Origin of the sequence: Sphaerotilus sp. (genome assembly GCF_013299175.1) — a bacterium.
In the GTDB taxonomy this organism is placed as follows: domain Bacteria; phylum Pseudomonadota; class Gammaproteobacteria; order Burkholderiales; family Burkholderiaceae_C; genus Sphaerotilus.
Genome location: NZ_JAAFKF010000179.1, coordinates 1 through 4,102, shown reverse-complemented (window position 1 = coordinate 4,102; position 4,102 = coordinate 1). Strand labels below are relative to the sequence as shown.

The following is a 4,102-nucleotide window of genomic DNA, read 5'->3' as shown; positions in this document are numbered from 1 at the left end:
AGCTTGAGCGGCAGGTGCGCGGCGATCGTGTCCGACAGCCGGCCCGCATCATCAATGCCAGCGATCGACGTGAGAATCTCCGGCGGGATCTTCTTGTTCAGCTTGACGTACTGGTCAAACTGCTGCGTCACGGCACGGCGCAGTGCCTCGATCTCGGGCGAGCCTTGGTCCGGCACCGGCACGGGCGAGACGACGGACGTGAAGTGCTCGCCGCTGTCGTCGATGCTGACAGTGTTGGCGCGCTGCAAGCCTTCGACCAGCACTTTCACGGTGCCGTCGGGCAGTTTCAGCATCTGCAGGATGCTGGAGACGCAGCCCGTCTCGAACATGTCGTCCGATTTCGGTTCGTCCTTGCCGGCGGCTTTCTGCGCCACCAGCATGATCTGGCGACCCGCTTCCATCGCGGCTTCGAGCGCCTTGATGGACTTCGGCCGCCCCACGAACAGTGGGATGACCATGTGCGGGAAGACCACCACATCGCGCAGCGGCAGCAGCGGCAGCGTGATCGGATCGGGGGGAAGGATGGGATGGCCTGACATCAGAACCTCTCTTTCTGCGCTCCCATCTGGGAGCACAGCGCCGGTTTGCAAGGGTCGGGATGCAAACGCGGCGCGGATGAACTCAGGCGCTGGCCTTGGCCTGCTCGTGGTAGACGAGCAGGGGCTTGGTGTTGTCGTCGATGGTGTGCTCGTCGATGACGACCTTGGCGACACCGTGGAACGTGGGCAACTCGAACATGGTGTCCATCAACGCTTGCTCGATGATCGAGCGCAGCCCGCGGGCACCGGTCTTGCGGTTGAGCGCCTTCTTGGCGATGGCGGTCAGCCCGGACGGACGCACTTCCAGGTCCACGCCGTCCATCGCGAACAGCTTCTGGTACTGCTTGACCAGCGCGTTCTTCGGCTCGGTGAGGATCTGGATCATCGCGTCTTCGGTCAGCTCGCCCAGCGTGGCAATCACCGGCAGGCGGCCGATCAGCTCGGGGATGAGACCAAACTTGATCAGGTCTTCCGGCTCGACCTCGCGGAACGCCTCGCCCGCACTGCGCGCGGACTTGGCCTTGACCGACGCGCCGAAGCCGATGCCCGACTTCTCGGAGCGGTTGGCAATGACCTTCTCCAGCCCATCGAAGGCGCCGCCGCAGATGAACAGGATGTTGGTCGTGTCGATCTGCAGGAAATCCTGGTTGGGGTGCTTGCGGCCACCTTGGGGCGGCACCGAAGCCATCGTGCCTTCGACCAGCTTGAGCAGCGCCTGCTGGACACCCTCGCCGGACACGTCGCGCGTGATCGACGGGTTGTCCGACTTGCGGCTGATCTTGTCGATCTCGTCGATGTAGACGATGCCGCGCTGGGCACGCTCGACCTCGTAGTTGCAGTTCTGCAGCAGCTTCTGGATGATGTTCTCGACATCCTCGCCCACGTAACCGGCTTCGGTCAGCGTGGTGGCGTCGGCGATCACGAAGGGCACGTTCAGCAGGCGGGCGAGCGTCTGGGCCAGCAGCGTCTTGCCGGAGCCCGTCGGGCCGATCAGCAGGATGTTGCTCTTGGACAGCTCCACCCCGTCACCCTTGGCCTTGCCCTCCATGTGCTTCAGGCGCTTGTAGTGGTTGTAGACGGCGACGGCGAGTGTGCGCTTGGCCTGGTCCTGGCCGATGACGTACTGGTCCAGGCTGGCCTTGATGTCGCTGGGCACCGGCAGGTCGTCGCGGTTCGTCTTGGCGCCGGGGGCGTCGGCTGCGGGCGCTTCATCGCGGATGATGTCGTTGCACAGCTCGATGCACTCGTCGCAGATGAACACCGACGGGCCGGCGATCAGCTTCTTCACCTCATGCTGGCTCTTGCCGCAGAACGAGCAGTACAGCGTCTTTTCGCCGGAGGAGCCTTTTTTCTCGGGCATGGAATGCGGCCTTGTCGAGTCTGGAGAAATGGAATGCGGAACGGATCAGGCGCGCTTGCTGATCACTTGGTCGATCAGGCCGTAGGTCGCGGCTTCGGCGGCGGTCATGTAGTAGTCGCGCTCGGTGTCGGCCTGGATCTTCTCCAGCGGCTGGCCCGATCGGTCGGCCAGAATGCGGTTGAGCTGCTCGCGGGTCTTGAGGATCTCGCGGGCGTGGATCTCGATGTCGGTGGCCTGACCCTGCGCGCCGCCGAGGGGCTGGTGGATCATGATCTTGGCGTTCGGCAGCGCAAACCGCTTGCCCTTCTCGCCCGCCGTCAGCAGGAACGCGCCCATGCTCGCCGCCATGCCCATGCACAGCGTGGAGACCTGCGGCTTGATGAACTGCATCGTGTCGAAGATCGACATGCCGGCCGAGACGCTGCCGCCGGGCGAGTTGATGTAAAGCGAAATGTCCTTGTCGGGATTTTCGCTTTCCAGGAACAGCAACTGGGCCACCACCAGATTGGCGACCTGGTCATTGACGGGGCCGACCAGGAAAATGACCCGCTCGCGCAGCAGGCGCGAATAGATGTCGTAGGAGCGTTCGCCGCGTCCGGATTGTTCGATGACGATGGGCACCATGCCCAGGTTCTGCGTGTCGATTGCGCTCATTGAAGACCCTTGAAACATCACTGTGTCGCGCTGATGACCGCTCTGGACCGCTCGGGGGCGGGTCGGCCATCAGCGATGAACCCGATTATGGGGGTTGCCAGCATTCGACGCCGGATGCTGGCAACGCCATCATGTGACAAGGGGCGCTCGTGGCGCCCCTTGTTTCTGCTTCACCGACGGCGATCGTCGGTTAGCACGGTCTTGCTTCAGGCACCCATCAGCTCGTCGAACGCCAGGGCCTTGTCCGTGACCTTGGCTTGCGCCAGCACGAAGTCGGACACATTGGCCTCGATGACCACGGCTTCCACCTCGGCCAGACGCTGCTTGTCGCCCATGTACCAGGCCATGACCTGGGCGGGCTGCTCGTAGCTCTGCGCCATCTCTTCGATGTGGGCGCGGATCTGGTCCGGCGTCGCGGACAGCGCGTGGGTACGCACGATCTCGGCCACCGTCAGGCCCAGGCGCACGCGGCGCTCGGCCTGCGGCTGGAACACTTCGTTCGGGATCGGTGCAGTCTCGGCATCCTTGACACCGCGCTGCTTCAGGTCAGCGCGCGCGTTCTCGACCAGACGGCCCAGTTCGTTCTCGACCAGCGCCTTCGGCAAGTCGAACGAGGTCGCCGACTCCAGCGCCGCCATCACGGCCTGCTTGTTGCGAGCGGCGACACGGAACTTGACTTCGCGTTCCAGGTTCTTCTTGATGTCGGCGCGCAGCCCTTCGACGCTGGCGTCGGGGATGCCCAGCGACTCGGCGAACGCGGCGTCCACTTCCGGCAGGTTCTGCTGCTCGACCTTCTTCAGCGTCACCAGGAAGTCGGCTTCCTTGCCCGCCACGTCTTCGCCGTGGTAGTCATCGGGAAACTTCAGCGGGAAGGTCTTCGACTCGCCGGCCTTCATGCCGCGCACCGCCGTCTCGAAGGCTTCGAGCATCCGGCCTTCGCCCATCAGGAACTGGAAGGCTTCGGCCTGACCACCCTGGAAGCTGTCGCCGTCGATCTTGCCGTCAAAGTCGATGGTCACGCGGTCGCCGTCGGCGGCCACGTCGTCGGCGGCGCGCTCGGTGAACGTGCGGCGCTGCTTGCGCAGAATGTCCACGGTGCGGTCGATCGCGGCGTCCGTCACGTCGGACGACACGCGCTCGATGTCCACCGCGCTCAGGTCGCCGACCACCACGTCCGGATAGACCTCGAACACCGCGTCAAACGCGACGTTGCCTTCGGAGGCTTCTTCCTTTTCGGTGATGCGGGGCGTGCCGGCCACGCGGATCTGCGCTTCGTTGGCCGCATCCTGGAAAGCCTGACCGACCTTGTCGTTCATGACTTCGTACTGGACCGAGTAGCCGTAACGCTGGGCGATGACGGACATCGGCACCTTGCCGGGACGGAACCCGTCGATCTTGACCGTGCGCGCCATCCGCTTGAGGCGGTTGGCGACCTCGTTCTGGAGTTCGGTGGCCGACAGGGTCAGCGTGATGCGGCGCTCGAGCTTGTCGAGGGTTTCCACAGTAACAGCCATGTTCTGAAGCTCTTTAGGTTGCTTGAATCTGGGGG

4 protein-coding genes are annotated in these 4,102 nt (G+C 64.0%); all 4 read right to left on the bottom strand.

Going from position 1 to position 4,102, the window contains the following annotated elements:
• Positions 1 to 539 (bottom strand): LON peptidase substrate-binding domain-containing protein (locus tag QZW52_RS18770; RefSeq protein ID WP_294001586.1); only part of this gene is annotated, 539 nt, incomplete at its 3' end.
• Positions 540 to 621: 82 nt separating this feature from the next.
• A complete protein-coding gene (clpX, locus tag QZW52_RS18765; protein ID WP_294001584.1) occupies positions 622 to 1,899 on the bottom strand; it encodes an ATP-dependent Clp protease ATP-binding subunit ClpX in 1,278 nt (425 codons plus the stop codon).
• Between the two features lie 45 nt (positions 1,900 to 1,944).
• Positions 1,945 to 2,553 (bottom strand): ATP-dependent Clp endopeptidase proteolytic subunit ClpP, encoded by a 609-nt coding sequence (gene clpP / locus QZW52_RS18760; RefSeq protein WP_294001582.1) that lies wholly within the window; start codon positions 2,551 to 2,553, stop codon positions 1,945 to 1,947.
• A gap of 206 nt (positions 2,554 to 2,759) precedes the next feature.
• Positions 2,760 to 4,067 carry a trigger factor gene (gene tig, locus QZW52_RS18755; RefSeq protein WP_294001580.1) on the bottom strand — a complete coding sequence of 436 codons (1,308 nt, stop codon included), beginning with the start codon at positions 4,065 to 4,067 and terminating at the stop codon, positions 2,760 to 2,762.
• Between the last annotated feature and the right edge of the window lie 35 nt (positions 4,068 to 4,102).

Coding starts and splice junctions, on each gene's coding strand:
- clpP (WP_294001582.1), bottom strand. CDS start 2,553: ATGAGCGCAATCGACACGCAGAACCTGGGCATGGTGCCCATCGTCATC.
- clpX (WP_294001584.1), bottom strand. CDS start 1,899: ATGCCCGAGAAAAAAGGCTCCTCCGGCGAAAAGACGCTGTACTGCTCG.
- tig (WP_294001580.1), bottom strand. CDS start 4,067: ATGGCTGTTACTGTGGAAACCCTCGACAAGCTCGAGCGCCGCATCACG.